Consider the following 17269-nt stretch of genomic DNA (forward strand, 5'->3'; position numbering starts at 1 on the left):
GTTGTGCAATGCAATATATTTGTGCATCGCACAAATCAAAACTGACGGACATTAACCTTTCGCGCCGAAAGGCATGTGGCCTGCCGCCTGCAAGCTAGACCCCTGCCGCCGCGGCAGGTATTAATACACTGTTAACAATCCCGTCCGCGTGACGGTTTTAAACCAGGTCAGCCGATGCCCGCAAAATCGTATCCCTTCATCGACATCGCCGTTCACGAGCGGGTGCGGGAGCATTTTGCCAGGGGCGACGCGGCCGTCTTGTTTTCGCCGGACATGAGCCGGGTGCTGTGGTCGAATGGCGAGGGCGCTTTCCTGTTCGGCCAGCCGTCGATCTATGACTTCATCGACAACGGCGCCAACCGCAACGATGCCGCCTACCGCCAGATGGAAACGGCGGCCCGGCAGCTCGAACGCAGCGGCGACAAACGGTCCTTCCTGATGCGCATTGCCTCGGGCTTCCAGCGCCTTTCCGTCAACGCTGCGGTGGAGATGATCACCGTGCGGCCGGGCGAAACCGCAATCCTTTTCGCAGCCCCGCGCACCGGCAAGCCGCTGTCAGCGGAAGAACGCGCCGCCCGAATGATCTCCGGCTTCGACGATCCCGATACGCATATGGCGGTCCTCGATGGCGAAGGTTCGCTTCTTGCCGCCTCCCCCGGCTTCGACGCTCTTTCCATGACGCCGCAGACCTGCCGGACGCTGGTCTCCGCCGTTGGCCGCGACAGCGACTGGCTGGTCAAGCGCCCGGTCCCGACCGGCAAAGGCCATCTGCCGGCGGCGATCGGCAAACTGTCTGAAAACCCTCCCCTGCACCTGCTTTTCGCCGTCGAGACTATTCTCGGCAATCTCGATGCGGGCGCGGATTTCCGCGAAATCGAGGAAGCCGAGGAAGCGCCCGCACCATCCGCCGCAGCCGCACCGCTTCTTTCGGCAGCAAGCCTGCCGGACGATGTTATCGACGAGATTGAAGCGATCGAGGAAATCCCGGCGGAAATGGAAGCGTCGGCCGATGATCTGCTGGAAGCGGAAGACGATGCCCTCGCAGATACGCTGGTTTCTGCCGATGAGACCGAACAGCCTTCCATCGACGGTGACGTAGCACCTCGCGACATTGCACAAGCAGACGACACCGATGCCGAACCGCAGCCGAACTTGCCCCCCGCCGCCGCGATGGAACAAGACGACCTCGCCGAGGTCGGCGAAGCCATCGCCGCAGGGGCCGAGGACCTTACCGAACAAAAGGGCGTGACAGTCGCGGATAAACCGTTGAATGAGACGGAGCAGGACACGCCGGACGAGGAGGCGGCTTCGCCTGCCGTTGCGCCGGTTGCGGCCGCTCCGGAAGAAGCATCTCTGGACGAGGAAGCTGCCATAGCGCCGGTCGAAAATGCATCGGAAAAGGCATTTCACGACGAGCCCAGTGCAGACGGTGCGGCGCAGGGTTTCGTCTTCGAGCCGAACAGCCGGGCCGTGCGTTTCGTCTGGAAGATCGATTCCGACGGACGTTTCAGTGAAATTTCCGAGGAGTTCGCGACCGCAGTCGGGCCGAAATCCGCCAATGTCGGCGGCCAGCGCTTCACCGAGCTGGCGGCTCGGTACCATCTCGATCCCCGCAACACGATCGGCGAATTGCTGAAGCGGCGCGATACCTGGTCTGGCAAGACCATTTTGTGGCCGGTCGAAGGGACCAGCCTGCAGGTTCCGGTCGATTTGGCGGCCCTTCCGACCTATTCGCGCAATCGCGAATTCGACGGCTTTCGGGGTTTCGGCATCGTGCGCGTGGCCGATGCGATCGAGGACGAACAGGCGATCGGCCTGACATTCGGCGAGCCGGTGGCTTCCTCCATCGACGAGAACGCACCCGCAGAAATTGACGGTGGAACCGTTAATGCGGCGGACGTGGACGATGGTCGCGGCGATCAGGGAGGCGCGGTTAACGGCTTGGCCCTGGACGAAACCATCGTGGATGACGGGATCGCGGGCGACGGCACCGACGACGGTGTTGAAACTGCTGACCCCGCGCAATCTACCGCTGATCTTGCTGGCGAAGCCGAACCGAAAGAATCCGACGAGGAAGACCTGTTTGCCGGGCTGGAAGACGAGCAGCCTGCAGCAGAGCTTCCGCCAGAAGATCCATTCCGTGGTGAGCGTCCGGCGTTGAAGCTGGTCGAGACGCCGAGGCGCCGCGCGTCCGACAAAGTGATTGAGCTCAACAGCCACCGGCCACCGGGTACCGAGGCTTTAAGCCGCAGCGAGCAAGCCGCGTTCCTCGAGATCGCGCGTCAGTTGGGCGGAGCCTTCGAAAAGCGCGCGAACGAAGATAGGCCGGCAACTGACAAACCCGTCGCCGACGAGCCTATGATCGCCGATGCGGTTGCCGAGACAGCACAAGTGGGGGCTGACGGCACCGGCACGGATGCTCTTGTTGATATCGATGGCGCGGCGACCCCGGCCACCGAGACCGCCCTGCCCGACGCGCTTGCCGCAATCGTGCCGCCGCGCGCCAGCAGCAACAGCAGCCTGACGGCGGAACTGCTCGATAATCTCCCGATTGCCCTTCTCGTTCACAGCGGCGACGATCTGTTCCATGCCAATTCCGAGTTCCTCAAGCTCACCGGCTATTCCAGCCTGGACGAATTGCGGGAAGAAGGTGGGATCGATGCTCTCTTCGCCGGCGATGAGGATGGCCTCCTCGACATGCCGGACGGCGCCTTGATGGTCATCCGCAATGACGGCAATCTGGTTCCTGTGACGGCGCGATTACAATCGATCCGCTGGGAAGGCAAGAGCGCCCTGATGATAGCGCTTTCGGCGGTGCATGCGCCGTCAACACCAGTCGCAACCGAACCCTCGCCGGCAGACACGGCACCGGAGGCAGAAAATAACCCGGAAATCCAGGCGCTGCGCATGGAGACCGAGGAATTGCACTCGATCCTCGAAACGGCGACGGACGGCGTTGTCGTTGTCGGCGCCGACGGAGAAATCCGCTCACTGAACCGCTCGGCGAGCGCGTTGTTCAACTATGATGAGGGCGAAATCCGCGGCAAGCCCTTTGCCATGCTGTTTGCCCATGAGAGCCAGAAGGCCGTGCTCGACTATCTCTCTGGCCTTTCCGGCCATGGTGTCGCCAGCGTACTGAATGATGGCCGCGAAGTGATTGGCCGTGAAGCATCCGGTGGTTTCATCCCGCTGTTCATGACGATGGGGCGCCTTTCCTCCTCCAACGGCTTCTGCGCCGTCATCCGCGACATTACCCAATGGAAGCGGACGGAAGAGGAACTGCGCAATGCCAAGCGCGCCGCCGAAACGGCGAATGCCCACAAGAGCGATTTTCTTGCCCGCGTCAGCCATGAGATCCGCACGCCGCTGAACGCGATCATCGGTTTTTCCGACATGATGGCGAGCGAGCATTTCGGCCCGATCGGCAATCCCCGCTACATCGAATATGCCAGCGACATCGGCCGCTCCGGTCGCCATGTGCTCGACATCGTCAACGACCTGCTCGATATTTCGAAGATCGAAGCCGGCGAGATGGATCTGGAGTTCACCGCTGTCGAGATCAATGATGCGGTCTCGGAAGCCGTGTCGCTGGTGCAGCCGCAGGCCAACAGCCAGCGCGTGATCATTCGCACATCACTGTCGGGTTCGGTACCGAACGTGGTTGCCGACAACCGCTCGATCAAGCAGATTGCCCTCAATATCCTGTCGAACGCCATCCGCTTCACGCCGTCGGGCGGCCAGATCGTCGTCTCGACGGCCTACGAGGCCAATGGAAGCGTCATCCTGCGCATCCGCGATACCGGCGTCGGCATGACCCGCACGGAGCTCGAGCAGGCGATGAAGCCCTTCCGGCAGGTGACGACCGGCGCTCGCAAGCGCGGCGACGGCACCGGCCTCGGCCTGCCGCTGACCAAGGCCATGGCGGAAGCCAACAGGGCCCAGTTCTCGATCAGTTCGGCACCGAACGAAGGCACGCTTGTGGAGATTTCCTTCCCGTCGCAGCGGGTGCTCGCAAATTAGCCGGCCGCAGACGCTCAAGCCTCTAGAATAGCAGATAAAAAAAGAGGCAGCTGAAAAGCTGCCTCGATAATTTGAATGCTAAACAGGTGCTCGAGAAGTAGTGATGCCATTGTCCGCGCCGGCATCGCTGCCGAAAGAAACTCTGACATCGGGTAACCTCAAGTTGAGGACAACATTCGCTGCAATTTGTAAACAAAACCTTTCCGCCACATCCGCAAATTTTAGGCATTCGCGGCAAAGACGTAAGCCTTGGTTAATTCGGCGGGTCCGAAATCCTTAACGGAGCCGGTCAACTCCGCAGTTCCGGAAGGTTCGCGTAGAGGTCAAGCGCTTCCGGATTGGCAAGCGCCTCCTTGTTCTTGACCGGCCGTCCATGCACCACTTCGCGCACCGCAAGCTCGACGATCTTGCCCGATTTCGTGCGCGGGATGTCGGCAACGGCGATGATTTTCGCCGGCACGTGGCGAGGCGAGGCGCCTGTGCGGATCTTGGTCTTGATCGCCTTGACGAGTCCGTCGGTCAGTTCCCTGCCCTTTGCCAGGCGCACGAACAGGATGACGCGAACATCGTCTTCCCATTCCTGGCCGATGCAGATCGCCTCGGCGATATCCTCCATCTGCTCGACCTGATTGTAGATTTCCGCCGTGCCGATGCGCACGCCGCCCGGATTGAGCGTCGCGTCCGAACGGCCATGAATGATGATGCCGCCATGCTCGGTCCATTCGGCGAAATCGCCGTGGCACCACACGTTGTCGAAGCGCTCGAAATAGGCCGCCTTGTATTTAACGCCCTGCGGATCGTTCCAGAACATCACCGGCATGGAGGGGAATGGCTTGGTGCAGACGAGTTCGCCCTTCTCCTGGCGGACTGGCTGACCGTCGTCGTTCCAGACATCCATGGCAAGGCCGAGACCCGGTCCCTGGATTTCGCCGCGCCAGACGGGTTTAAGCGGGTTGCCGAGCACGAAACAGGAAACAATATCGGTACCGCCGGAGATGGAGGCCAGTTGGATATCAGGCTTGATGCCTTCATAGACGAAGGAAAAACCTTCCGGCGACAACGGCGAGCCGGTTGATGTCATCAGGCGCAGCGACGAGAGATCATGCGTCGAGACCGGCGTAAAGCCGCCCTTGCGCACGGCGTCGATATATTTCGCCGAGGTGCCGAAGATGGCGAACTTCTCATCACGGGCATAGTCGAACAGCACGTTGCCATCTGGATGGAACGGCGAGCCATCGAAAAGGCAGAGCGTCGCGCCCGAGGCGAGACCGGACACCAGCCAGTTCCACATCATCCAGCCGCAGGTGGTGAAGTAGAAGAGCTTCTCACCCTCTTTCAAGCCGCAATGGAAGCGGTGCTCCTTCAGATGCTGCAGCAGCGTGCCGCCGGCCGAATGGACAATGCATTTCGGAACGCCGGTCGTGCCGGAGGAAAAGAGAATGTAAAGCGGATGCGAGAAGGGCAGCGCCATGAATTCGAGAGGCTTTTCGGCAAAGGCTGCGATGAAGGCAGAGAGGGCTTTGCCGTTCTCGATCGATGCTGCGAGCGCATCCGCATTGCCGGCATAGGGAATGATCAGGGCAGGCACGCCGAGTTTCTTCGTGACGGCCTGAACCTTCGTGGAAACGTCCTGCAGCTTGCCGGCATACCAGTAACCGTCGCAGGCGATGAACAGCTTGGGCTCGATCTGACCGAAACGATCGAGCACGCCCTGTTCGCCGAAATCGGGGGAACAGGACGACCAGATCGCTCCGATGGAGGCACTGGCGAGCATCAGTGCGATGGTCTCGGGCATGTTGGGCATCATTGCGGCAACGCGATCACCCTTGCCGATGCCCGCGGCCTTCAAGGCCTGTTGCAGCCGGGACACCAACGCCCGCAGTTCATCAAAGGACATGCGCGATTGCGCCTTGTCCTCGCCCCGGAAGACCAGTGCGTCTCCGCTTCCCGTATTCCGCAACAGGTTTTCCGCGAAATTGAGCGTCGCGTCGGGAAAAAACCGGGCTTCCAACATGCGATCGCCATGGATCAGCGCCCGCTCGCCCTTTTCGCCGATGACACCGCAATGGTCCCAGACCGCCGTCCAGAAATCGGCGGGCTCGCTGATCGACCAGTCATGGAATGCATCATAATCGGCAAAGCTCTTGGAAAAGCGCTGTTCACACCAATCAATGAACGCCTTCATCGGCGTCTGGTCGATGAATTCACGGGACGGTGTCCAAAGGGGGCGATCTGATTGCATGCTTTCCTCCTACCCAAGCCAGCCTCTATATCATGCTGCGACGCCAGATAAACAGGCCGCTCAAATGATGACTGTGGCCGTTGCGACATTTCCCCGCTTCAATCGTTTGATTTCTCCCCGGCGAAAGCCTATCCATCGGCCTTTCAGAACGTGTGAGCGCCGAACGGCAATGAAGCAATTCCTCGATATCGCCAACAACAAAGCAGGGCTCCGCAGGCTGCTTCTATCGCGCATGCTTGCCTTCCTGCTTTTCGGCGTGCTGGCGCTCGTGATGCTGTTCAAGGTCGCCTTGCCGTTGTTCGTTTCAACGGCCAGCGTCAAGCTTAATATGGAGCGAGCGCTTTCCTCCTGGACTGGGGCACGCGCCAGCATTGCCAGCGATCCGGATATCAGCTTCTGGCCGCACCCGGTGTTGACGCTACACGCCGTGACCTTCGAAGGCGGCGATACCGCCTCCCCGGAATTGCTGGCGAAAGCCGACGCCATCGCCGCCGGGTTCGATCTCCTCGCCGCCTTGCGCGGCACGCCGGTCTTCTACGACTTCCGCCTGCTCAACCCGGTGTTCAAAATAGAGCGCAGGATCGACGGGAGCCTCAACTGGCGTCGAGCCGGCTGGATGGCCGACGCCATCGCCAGCGCGTCGTTGAAGACGAAATCATCACCGCGCAACACGCCGATTGGCGACATCGACATTGAAAACGGCACGCTCGAACTGACCGACCGCATCACCGCCGGCGTCTATCGGGTCAACGATATTTCCGGTTCGATCCAATGGCCATCGCCAGCTGCGGGGATCAGTGCACGTCTTTCGGCTCTCATGAATGGCGAGAGGGTCGAGTGGTCGTTCGTCTGCGATGAGCCGATGATGCTGCTTTCGGGGCACAACAGCGCAATCCAGACATCGTTCGCCGCCGCGCCGCTGAGCTTCAGTTTTGATGGAACCGGCAACGCCTCCACTCATCCCTTCGCCTCCGGGCAACTGCAGCTGACGGCGAATTCCCTTCCAACATTGAGTGGTTGGTATGGAGCGGCCACGCCACTGCCGCCAGCGACTGGAACCATCTCCATGGACACCAGCGTGACGATGTCCGCCGGGACGTTGAAGATGGACAACCTCTCTCTCGCAGTGAACGGATCCAGTGCAACGGGTGTTCTCGACGTTGTCTGGCGCCAGCAGCACAGCCCGCGCATTGATGGCACACTTGCCTTCGAACGGCTCGATCTAACGTCTCTTCTCGCTTCCTTCTTGCCAGCGCATCCGGCAGCCGCCGCCACCGGCACGCCGGACATGTCATTTCTCAAGCAGGTCGATCTCGATCTCCGGCTTTCGGCTGAGGAAGCCAGCTACGGCGCGATTACGCTCACCGACATCGCCGCGGGCGTCATAACAAACAACGACCGGGCCTCCCTCGATATCGGCGACAGTACCTATTCCGGCGGCTCGCTCAGTGGCCGCATCGCGCTTGCAAAAGACGGTGCCAATGGTGGCCAGCTGCAACTTTCGCTGAAGAATGCCAATCTTGCCCCTGTCGCTGCGAGCCTCGGCCTGCAGGGGCCGCTGCCGCTGGGCCGCGGTGTCGTGAGCATCGATCTTGCGACCACCGAACCGCTGCAGTCGATGACGATGGGCGGCGTTTCGGGAGAAATCCACTATTCCGCAGTCGACGGTGCGCTGACAGGCTTCAACGGACCGGAATTCGAACGGCTTGCGGGGGAAGGTGGTTTCTTCAACATCAGCCAGGCCGGCGACGGTTCGTTTGCGTTTGGCACGGCGGAAATCACTGCAAGGCTGCGCGGAGGCGTCGCCGAACTGACGAAGGCGGATATTCGCGGCGAGGGACGAACCCTGTCCCTTGCGGGGCTCATTCCCTATCGCAACGGCAGCCTGGCGCTCGCCGGCGCCATCCGGCCCGATGATGCCACGGTGCCGCCGGTTCGCTTCTTTGTCGGCGGCTCCTGGCCGAATGCAATCATCTCACCACTCGCGACGATCCCCGCCCTGCCATTATCCATCACATCCACATTGCGGTAGGGCCTTCTAAAATAAGCTGCCGAATCAGCCCACAGGAGATGTGTCCGTGCTGCTTTTTCTTGCCGCCCTGTTCAAGATCGCCTTGGCATCGTTGCTGACAGGCGCCGCGCTAACGCTCGTCAACAACTCCTGCGGCAGGCGGGGCTCACACCGGCGGTTCTGTGGACCTACCTTCTGCGCTTGACCGGCTGGGCGCTGCCAAACATCCTGCCCGGCTCGATGATCGCGCTGCCCGTCTGGCTCTTGACCTATGTCTTCCTGCCGCCACGCGAAAGGGAGCGCGAGCGCGACTGAAGCAGGGGGCTCGCGGAGATCACAGGGCGAAGGCCGCCTGCTCGTCCTTGACCCGCTGGATTTCACGACGCCGCGAGACGACGGAAGCGATCAGCACACCTATGGCAACGATGCCGATCAGGAGCGTGCAGACTGCGTTGATTTCCGGTGTCACTCCCAACCGCACCTGGCTGTAGATCTTCATCGGCAGCGTCGTGGCTCCCGGCCCTGAGGTAAAGTTCGAAATCACGAGGTCGTCCAGCGACAGCGTGAAGGCGAGAACCCAGCCAGAAAAAACGGCCGGCGCGATGACCGGCAAGGTCACCTGCAGAAAGGTGGCGACCGGGGTGGCGCCGAGATCCATCGCAGCTTCCTCGATCGACCGGTCGAAACTCAGCAAACGGGACTGCACGACAACGGCGACGAAGCACATGGTGAAGGTGATGTGCGCCAGCGTCAGCGTCCAGAAACCGCGATCGAAGCCAATGGCGACGAACAAGAGCAGCATCGACAGGCCGGTGATGACCTCCGGCATGACGAGCGGCGCGTAGATCATGCCGGAAAACAGCATGCGCCCGCGAAACCGGGTGTAGCGCGTCATGGCCAGGGCCGCGAGCGTGCCGAGCACCGTTGCCACGGTCGCCGAAATCAGGCCGACCCGCACCGTCACCCAGGCGGCATCGAGCAGCGCCTGGTTATGCAGAAGCTGGACATACCACTTGGTCGAGAACCCCGCCCAGACGGTCACCAGTTTCGATTCGTTGAACGAAAAGATGACGAGAAGAACGATCGGCAAATAGAGGAAGGCGAAACCGAAGACGATCGAGGCGATGTTGAAGCGCGACCACTTGACCATAATTACTTGCCCTCGCCGTCGGCCTTGGCCTGCGCGTGTTGGAAGAACATGATCGGCACGACGAGGATGAGGAGCAGGATCGTCGCCACCGCCGCGGAGATCGGCCAGTCACGATTGGCGTTGAACTCATTCCAGAGCGTCTTGCCGATCATCAGCGTCTCCGACCCGCCAAGCAGATCCGGAATGACGAATTCGCCGACCGCCGGGATGAACACCAGCATGCAGCCGGCGATCACGCCGGGCATGGAGAGCGGAAACGTCACGCGCCAAAAGGCCCTGATCGGCGTGCAGCCGAGGTCCAGCGCCGCTTCCGTCAGGCTGTGATCCATCTTTTCCAGAGATGAATAGATCGGCAGCACCATGAACGGCAGGTAGGAATAGACAATGCCGATATAGATCGCCCAATTGGTATTGAGGATGATCAGCGGCTCGTCGATGACGCCGAGCGTCAGCAGAAACTGGTTCAGGAGGCCTTCCGGCTTCAGAATCGCGATCCAGGCGTATACACGGATCAGGAAGCTCGTCCAGAACGGCAGGATGACCAGCATCAGCAGCGTCGGGCGGATCGAGGTCGGCGCCTTTGCCATGCCGTAGGCGATCGGATAGGCAATCAGCAATGTCACAATGGTCGAGATGACGGCAATCTTCAGGCTGGAAATATAGGCATTGGTGTAGAGCGCGTCGCCGGCGAGAAATACGTAGTTGGCAACCGACAACTCGCCGAGCCTGTCGACGATACCCGAGATGCCATCCGCCAAGTTGAACACGGGCAGATAAGGCGGCATCGCGATGGCGGTTTCCGACAGCGATATCCTCAGAACGATGAAGAAGGGTGCGAGGAAAAAGACCGTCAGCCAGACATAGGGGATGATGATCACCAGCCGGTTGAAGATTGCCGATCCGAATTTTGACATGGCCTCAATCCCTCAGCACGACGCCGGCGCTTTCATCGAAGGAAATCCAGACCTGCTGATCATAGCCAAGCGGGTCCTCGACCGCGCGCACCGCATTCAGGGATGACGCCTTGATCACCTTGCCGTCCTTCAGGCGCACATGGAAAATCGTCATGTCGCCGAGATAGCCTATGTCCCAGATCTCGCCCTCAGCAGCATTGAGCGGGGCGCAGGCCGGCTTATCGCGGCTAACGCGGATTTTCTCCGGACGGATTGCAAGTCCGGCCTTCGTTCCGACGCCGGGCGGCTCGGCGGATGCGAGACGCACCGTCAATCCCGCTTCCGTCGCAATCTCGACCGTGCCTGGGCCGGCGGATGAGACCGTGCCATCAAAGATGTTCACGTCACCGATAAAGTCGGCGACGAAGCGTGAATTCGGCGCCTCGTAGATTTCCGGCGGCGTTGCGACCTGGATGACCTTGCCATGCGCCATGACGGCGATGCGGTCGGCCATGGTCATTGCCTCTTCCTGATCGTGGGTGACGACGACGAAGGTCAGGCCGAGTTGCTGCTGCAGGTCCATCAGTTCGAACTGGGTTTCTTCGCGCAGCTTCTTGTCGAGCGCGCCCAGCGGTTCGTCGAGCAGCAACACCTTCGGCCGCTTGGCAAGCGACCGGGCAAGAGCCACGCGCTGTCGCTGGCCGCCCGACAGTTGATGCGGCTTGCGCTTGGCGAATTTGTCGAGCTTGACGAGCTTCAACATCTGGTCGACGCGCTCGGCGATCTGGGGCTTCGGCATGCCATCCTGCTTCAGGCCGAAGGCGACGTTGTTCTCGACCGTCATATGTGGAAACAGGGCATAGGACTGGAACATCATGTTCACCGGCCGCCGATAAGGCGGAATACCGGCAAGGCTCTGGCCATCCAGCACGATTTCGCCTGATGTCGGCTGTTCGAAGCCGGCCAGCATGCGCAGGAGCGTGGACTTGCCGCAGCCGGAGGCGCCAAGCAGGGCGAAGAACTCGCGGGGATAGATATTGAGCGACAGATTGTCGACGGCGACGAAATCACCGAATTTCTTGGTGACGTTCTTGACGGCAATGAACGGCACGGAGGCGGGATCGGCCCAAGGGGCAAAGGAACGCCGGATACTGCCAAGTGACTTCATCATCTATCCCCGAATGACATGCAAACAGCACGGGTGTGGTTGGTCCGTGCCCCATACGAAAATTGCCCGGATTTTTCATATCCGGGCAATTTGTTTGGCTTTACTGGCCGGTGACCACCTTGGTCCAGAGGCGTGTCGCCACGCGCTGCGTTTTCGGATCCCACGGCGAGATCGTGTAGAGCTTCTGCATCGTCGCTTCATCCGGGTAGATCGCCGGGTCTTGGAGCACGTCCTTGGAGATGAATTGCTGTGACGCCTTGTTGCCATTGGCATAGAAGACGTAGTCGGTCGCCTTGGCGATGACTTCGGGCTTCATCATATAATTCAAAAAGGCGTGGGCCTCCTCGACATGCGGTGCATCTGCCGGAATGGCCATCATGTCGAACCACATCTGCGCGCCCTGAGACGGAATGGAGTAATTGACTTCGACACCGGCTTTGGCTTCAGCAGCGCGATCACGGGCCTGAAGGATGTCGCCGGAATAACCGAAGGCGATGCAGATATCGCCATTGGCCAGGGCATTGATATATTCGGACGAGTGGAACTTGCGAATGAACGGTCGCACGCCGGCCAGAAGCTCGCCTGCCTTCCCAAGCTCGGCGGGATCATGGCTATCGGGCGGCAGACCGAGATAGGTCAGCGCGGATGGGAGCACGTCCTTTGGTGCATCGAGCACGTGGATACCGCAGTCCTTGAACTTTGCCGCGATCGCAGGATCGAAGATCACCTCAAGACCGGGCCGAACGTCCGGCCCTAAGATTTCCTTCACTTTGGCGACATTGTAGCCGATGCCGTTCGTGCCCCACATATAGTCGATGGCGTATTCGTTGCCGGGATCGTATTTCGCCGTGCGCTCCATCACCATGTCCCACATATTGGACAGATTGGGCAGCTTCGACTTGTCGAGCTTCTGGAACACACCCGCCTGAATCTGGCGCTGGAGGAAGTCGGCGCTCGGAACGACCACGTCGTAGCCGGAGCCACCCGCCAGAAGCTTAGTTTCCACGATCTCGTTCGAATCGAAGACATCATAGACGACCTTGATACCAGTCTCCTTGGTGAAATCCTCCAGAATGCTGGCGTCGATATAATCGGACCAGTTGTAGACGTTGACGACGCGCTCCTGCGCGGTGGCAATAGTTGCAGACCCGCCAAGGAGCAGCGCGGCAAAGGCGGTGATGATCTTTCGCGACATGGATTCCCCTTTTCTTATCGAGCCTGCTGCGGCGCGCCAATGACGCGCGTCCACCGGCAGAGCCCGTATGCGTTTGGAAGTTAGGCATGTTTTCTGGCAACCACAAGCGCTTTTACGCGGTGGCGAAGGCATGAATGCATCAGCCTGGATTTTAGGAAGCGCTGCAAAAATCTAGCTCTTTTCAGCACCGGGCATCGCCGCATCCGCCCGTCATCCGGGAAGCTATTGCTACTGGAAATCGAAGGCGCTCAAGCCGGTCACCATCTCGTCGAGCCCGAGCGGCCGGGTGACCGGTGGCTCGGCGCGCGCAAGACAGCCCTGCCGCTCACAGAGGCGGCAGGCGGTGCCACCGGCAACGGTGGCGAGCGGCGCCTCTCCGTAGACGGTTTCCGGCGCATGGGCAGCATCGCAGCCGATCAGGATCGCCGTGCGCCGAACACGCTCCTGAAAGCTTGCGCGGGGGCCATCGACCGTCCGGGCAATTACCAGGAACTCCCCGCCCCCAAAAATCTCCACGCGATCGGCCAGGATCTGGCCGGCCTGCACAAATGCCGCGTGAATGTTGAGCTTCGGACAGTTGCCGCCGAACCGCGCCTGAGGGAAGCCTTGAGCACCCGCCTTGCGCAGGCGGTATCCGGCATGATCGATCTCCATCAGGAAGAAAGGCAGGCTGGAGGCTCCCGGACGCTGTAGTGTCACCAGCCGGCTTGCCGCCTGCTCGAAGGACACCTGGAAGCGGACGCTCAGAACATCAAGGTCGTATTTCGCTCGCTGCGCCGCCGCAAGAAATGCAGCATAGGGCATCATGATCGCGTGCGCGGCGTAGCGCGCCAGTTCGAAACGGCCGATGCGCCGGGCTTCGCCCGTTGAGAATGCCAGTTGATCGAGATCGGCGGCGATCGCTTCCGGAAGGGCAATCTGGGCCGCTTCCATGGCGATCTCGCGCAACTGGTCCTGTGCGGACAGTCTCTCCGACAGGAACAGCCGCATGGAGTGGCGGTCGAAACGGCGGCGCAGGTCGGGCATGACATGCAGCGGCAGAGCGCGGACTGTGAGGCCGTGCTCTTTACGCAGCCAGTCCTTCAGCGCTCCGGCAAGATCATCGCCGGGCGACAGCCGCGCATGGAACGCTTCGGCTGCCTCGTCGATACGCGCAAAAAAATGCGGGCGGTTTTCGAAGACCTCGCGCACTTCGTCCATCGGCAATCGTGCATCGGACAAGGCCGCCATATGCCCCTGGCCCGACAGGAGGCCGCTCAGATCCTTGAGCCGTAGGGATTGTTCGCGATAGGCACGATAGAGCTTGAGGATGCCCGTCGCCACGTTGGGCGCGGCCTCGGCCACCTCGATCAGTTCCTGATCTCCCGGCAACTCGCCGGCGAGCAGTGGATCAGCGAACATCTCGCGCAACTGCGCGACGCTGCCGGACGCCTCCCCCTGCAATTCGTCGAGGTCGACCTTGTAGACGGAGGCCAGTTTCAAGAGCAGTTGCACCGTCAACGGCCGCTGATTGCGTTCGATCAGATTGAGATAGGACGGCGAGATGCCGAGCGCCTCGGCCATCGCCGTCTGCGTCAGCGACAGGCCATTGCGGATGCGCCGCACACGGGCCCCGGCGAAAATCTTGTTTTCAGCCATTTGTCATACCTTTTACAAACTCGCGCCAGAAATGAATGTTTACAGAATTTACAAAATTACAGAAGCGCGCTGTAAAAGACAAGACATTATAACCCTTTTTGCAGGCGCAAAAATCCATTTACTGTAGCGGCTTTGTGCAGCGCACTGTAAAACTAGTTACATCAAATTCGGGGACTGAATGCGCGTTCAACAAAAGTCAAATCCCGTCTAAAATTTGCAGGAGGATCCTTTATGACTGATTTTTACAATCTCGTTCCAGGTGCACCGCAGGGCCGATTCGACGGCATTGAGCGCCCGTACACGGCAGAAGACGTCACGCGTCTGCGCGGCTCCGTCCAGATCAAGCACACGCTGGCCGAAATGGGTGCGAACCGGCTGTGGCAACTCATCCACGAGGAAGATTTCGTCAATGCGCTGGGTGCGCTCTCCGGCAACCAGGCCATGCAGATGGTCCGCGCCGGCCTCAAGGCAATCTACCTCTCCGGCTGGCAGGTCGCTGCCGACGCCAATACGGCATCCGCCATGTATCCCGACCAGTCGCTCTATCCGGCCAATGCCGCGCCCGAGCTTGCCAAGCGCATCAACCGGACACTCCAGCGTGCCGACCAGATCGAAACCTCGGAAGGCAAGGGCCTTTCCGTCGATACATGGTTCGCCCCGATCGTTGCCGACGCGGAAGCCGGTTTCGGCGGGCCGCTCAATGCCTTCGAAATCATGAAGGCCTTCATCGAGGCGGGTGCGGCCGGCGTCCACTACGAGGACCAGCTGGCATCGGAAAAGAAGTGCGGCCATCTCGGCGGCAAGGTCCTGATCCCGACCGCCGCCCACATCCGCAACTTGAACGCCGCACGACTTGCCGCCGACGTCATGGGCACGCCGACGCTGGTCATCGCCCGCACCGATGCGGAAGCCGCCAAGCTCCTCACCTCCGACATCGATGAGCGCGATCGGCCCTTTGTCGATTACGACGCAGGCCGCACCGTCGAGGGCTTCTATCAAGTCAGGAACGGCATCGAACCCTGCATCGCGCGCGCCATTGCCTATGCGCCGAGTTGCGACCTGATCTGGTGCGAGACCTCGAAGCCGGATCTCGAACAGGCCCGCAAGTTTGCCGAGGGCGTGCACAAGGCGCATCCGGGCAAGCTGCTTGCCTACAACTGCTCGCCGTCGTTCAACTGGAAGAAGAACCTCGACGACGTGACGATCGCCAAGTTCCAGCGCGAGCTGGGCGCGATGGGCTACAAGTTCCAGTTCATCACGCTCGCCGGCTTCCACCAGTTGAACTTCGGCATGTTCGAACTGGCCCGCGGCTACAAGGATCGCCAGATGGCCGCCTATTCGGAACTGCAGGAGGCGGAATTCGCCGCCGAGGTCAACGGATACACGGCGACCAAACACCAGCGCGAAGTCGGCACCGGCTATTTCGACGCCGTATCGATGGCCATCACCGGCGGCAAGTCCTCGACCACCGCCATGCACGAATCCACCGAACACGACCAGTTCCGCCCGGCGGCGGAGTGAGGAGACCCTCCCAACCCGGATAAGGGTTGGGAGAGGCTTTGAAATAGACATCAAGAACCCCATCAGAGGAGAAATGCCATGACACTCCAGACACGCGTCAAGGAACGGGCCGAAGAACAGTCGTCGGCCATGACACCGGAACAACAAGCGATGATCCGCATGGTCGCCAACGACCTGCACCGGCTCAACCAGGCCGTCATGAAGGCGGTGGACGCCGGCGTCTCCGTCGAGCTCGTCCGCTCGGCCCGCCATCACGGCGGCGAAGGCAACTGGGGCGACCTGCTGATCCCCGTCATCGTCACGCAGGGTCGCGGCTGAGCGATAGTCATCAGTCTTAGGCAAACCCCGGCGGGACCGATCCCGCCGGGGTTTGCTTTTGGCGGTCCGGCCCGCAATCGCGACCTGAGAGCTAGAAACTCCGGCTCGGCCTTTTTCCGGCGAAGAGATCGGCATGACTCTTCACCAACCGATAGAGACGTTCGGACACGGTGCGGATCTCGCGCCGATGGCGGTCCTCGCTGTTGGTGACGATCCACTGTCCGTGGCGAAGCTGTTTCAGCTCGTCGCCGGCTCGCTCGAGGCCCGGATCGAGATCGCCGACGAAACATGGCAAAACCGCCTGCCCCGCGCCTGCTCTCGCCAAATCGAGCAAGGATCGCGGGCGGCTGACGACGACGGCGATCGAGGCCGCCGCCTGTTCATGCGGCCAGCGCAAATAAGGCGAGATCGCATCTTCCTCCGACACGGCGAGCCAGGCCGTTGCCAGCCCATCGGGTGCGTTGCGCTGACGGTATGGGGCATAGGCGACCTCGCCGGCATGGCGGCTGGTGAGATGGGGCTCCTCCGGCGCGACGGCCCGGACGCCGACATCGCTTTCCCGGTGCGCCAGCGTCGCCCGCCGCTCGGAAACGGACATGTCGAGCCGGAAGCCGTCGCGTTCGCTCCAGATGGCCTGGATATTCTCGCAGACTAGCCAGGTCACCCAGGTCCCGGCCATCAGCCGCACCACCGCCGAGCCGTGCGCTTCCTGGCGCCAGGTCTCCACCCTTCGAACCACGGCATCCATGGCCTGCAGCTGCTCGAACAGCGCCTGGCCGTCCGCAGTCAATCGATAACCCGTCTGGCTGCGCAAGAAGAGCTGCCGGCCGATTGTCTGCTCGAGATCGAGTACGCGTCGGCCGACCGTCGCGGGGCTGACGCCGCTCGCCTGCGCGGCGCCAGTCAATCCGCCATGGCGTGCGACGGCCAGAAATGTCTGATAGGCGTCCCAGCTGATGTCTTTCATTGATGAAAAACATATAGCAGTTTCTTCCGTTTATAAATCGATTTTTGAAGCATAGATTTGAGCCCGTAAACCAAGCGCGGCCAAGAGCCGCACAATCCTAATCGAAGGAGGCTGCATGCAGGACATCGGTCCGGCACCGGTCTCCT

At 60.9% G+C, this 17269-nt stretch carries 11 protein-coding genes; 4 read left to right on the forward strand and 7 right to left on the reverse strand.

Going from position 1 to position 17269, the window contains the following annotated elements:
* The first annotated feature begins 174 nt into the window (after positions 1-174).
* A complete protein-coding gene (locus ACSQ2Z_RS18475; protein ID WP_436082541.1) occupies positions 175-4020 on the forward strand; it encodes a PAS domain S-box protein in 3846 nt (1281 codons plus the stop codon).
* Positions 4021-4309: 289 nt separating this feature from the next.
* On the opposite strand, the gene ACSQ2Z_RS18480 is transcribed toward ACSQ2Z_RS18475, so the two are convergent.
* A complete protein-coding gene (locus ACSQ2Z_RS18480) occupies positions 4310-6262 on the reverse strand; it encodes an acetoacetate--CoA ligase (protein ID WP_436082542.1) in 1953 nt (650 codons plus the stop codon).
* 169 nt (positions 6263-6431) lie between these two features.
* Here ACSQ2Z_RS18480 and ACSQ2Z_RS18485 point away from each other — a divergent pair, with 169 nt between their 5' ends.
* Positions 6432-8294 (forward strand): AsmA family protein, encoded by a 1863-nt coding sequence (locus ACSQ2Z_RS18485; protein WP_436082543.1) that lies wholly within the window; start codon positions 6432-6434, stop codon positions 8292-8294.
* Positions 8295-8607: 313 nt separating this feature from the next.
* Here the strand turns inward: ACSQ2Z_RS18485 and ACSQ2Z_RS18490 are convergent, their stop codons facing one another.
* The 5 genes from ACSQ2Z_RS18490 to ACSQ2Z_RS18510 form a co-directional block, all read right to left on the reverse strand.
* A complete protein-coding gene (locus tag ACSQ2Z_RS18490; protein ID WP_436082544.1) occupies positions 8608-9423 on the reverse strand; it encodes an ABC transporter permease in 816 nt (271 codons plus the stop codon).
* Between the two features lie 2 nt (positions 9424-9425).
* The gene (locus ACSQ2Z_RS18495) at positions 9426-10337 is read right to left on the reverse strand and encodes an ABC transporter permease subunit (protein WP_436082545.1); all 912 of its coding nucleotides are present in this window, start codon (positions 10335-10337) and stop codon (positions 9426-9428) included.
* A 4-nt stretch (positions 10338-10341) separates the two neighbouring features.
* Positions 10342-11484, reverse strand: coding sequence for an ABC transporter ATP-binding protein (locus ACSQ2Z_RS18500; protein ID WP_436082546.1), 1143 nt, complete (start codon positions 11482-11484; stop codon positions 10342-10344).
* A 100-nt stretch (positions 11485-11584) separates the two neighbouring features.
* Positions 11585-12679, reverse strand: a complete 1095-nt coding sequence (locus ACSQ2Z_RS18505; protein ID WP_436082547.1) for a polyamine ABC transporter substrate-binding protein — start codon at positions 12677-12679, stop codon at positions 11585-11587.
* Between the two features lie 228 nt (positions 12680-12907).
* A complete protein-coding gene (locus ACSQ2Z_RS18510; RefSeq protein ID WP_436082548.1) occupies positions 12908-14317 on the reverse strand; it encodes a helix-turn-helix domain-containing protein in 1410 nt (469 codons plus the stop codon).
* Between the two features lie 231 nt (positions 14318-14548).
* Between ACSQ2Z_RS18510 and aceA the strand changes: the two genes are divergently transcribed.
* Together aceA and ACSQ2Z_RS18520 are read left to right on the forward strand one after the other, a co-directional pair.
* Positions 14549-15838, forward strand: a complete 1290-nt coding sequence (gene aceA / locus ACSQ2Z_RS18515) for an isocitrate lyase (RefSeq protein WP_436082549.1) — start codon at positions 14549-14551, stop codon at positions 15836-15838.
* Between the two features lie 78 nt (positions 15839-15916).
* Positions 15917-16156 (forward strand): SMc00767 family acetate metabolism repressor, encoded by a 240-nt coding sequence (locus ACSQ2Z_RS18520; protein WP_436082550.1) that lies wholly within the window; start codon positions 15917-15919, stop codon positions 16154-16156.
* Positions 16157-16247: 91 nt separating this feature from the next.
* On the opposite strand, the gene ACSQ2Z_RS18525 is transcribed toward ACSQ2Z_RS18520, so the two are convergent.
* Entirely contained in the window at positions 16248-17123 is an 876-nt protein-coding gene (locus ACSQ2Z_RS18525) for a LysR family transcriptional regulator (RefSeq protein ID WP_436082551.1), read from the reverse strand.
* Positions 17124-17269 lie beyond the last annotated feature (146 nt).

The organism is Pararhizobium sp. LjRoot235 (assembly GCF_964254145.1).
In the GTDB taxonomy this organism is placed as follows: Bacteria; Pseudomonadota; Alphaproteobacteria; order Rhizobiales; family Rhizobiaceae; genus Pararhizobium.